Raw genomic sequence first — 644 nt, forward strand, 5'->3', positions numbered from 1 at the left:
CTTCTGACATATTGGCCGTTATCTTATTGTTGCGCGAGCAAGGCATGAATCGAAAGATGCGTATTGTTCCTTTGTTCGAAACCTTGGATGACTTGAATAGCGCGTCAGAAAGCATTGATAGATTGTTGAGTGTGCCTTGGTATGCAGATTACTGTGATGGCTATCAGCAGGTGATGATTGGTTACTCTGATTCGGCTAAAGATGCAGGTCAATTAGCCGCGGGTTGGGCGCAATATCGAGCGCAAGAATCCTTAGTAAAAGTGGCAGCGAAACACGGCGTGAAGTTGAGCCTGTTCCACGGTAGGGGGGGAACGGTAGGTCGCGGTGGAGGTCCTGCTAACAAGGCGATTCTGTCTCAGCCTCCGGGATCTGTTGATGGGCGATTTAGGATTACAGAGCAGGGCGAGATGATTCGATTTAAATTTGGATCGCCCTCTCTTGCAAGTAAGAGTCTAGGGATATACGCGAGCGCTGTGATTGAAGCGAGCTTGTTGCCACCTCCTGAGCCCAAGCCGCAATGGCGCGAAGCCTTAGATGCTTTGACGGCCGTGTCTGTGAATTCGTATAGAGACGTGGTGCGCAATGAGCCTAATTTTGTTGAGTACTTTAGGAGTGTGACGCCTGAACAAGAGTTAGGAAAATTA

General features: G+C 49.1%; 1 protein-coding gene. It reads left to right on the forward strand.

What is annotated here, in order from left to right; all coding sequences use genetic code 11:
- Positions 1–644, forward strand: a 644-nt coding sequence (locus A3739_RS25815; RefSeq protein ID WP_156502848.1) for a phosphoenolpyruvate carboxylase, incomplete at both ends; no start/stop codon positions are given.

The organism is Oleiphilus sp. HI0067 (genome assembly GCF_001635735.1).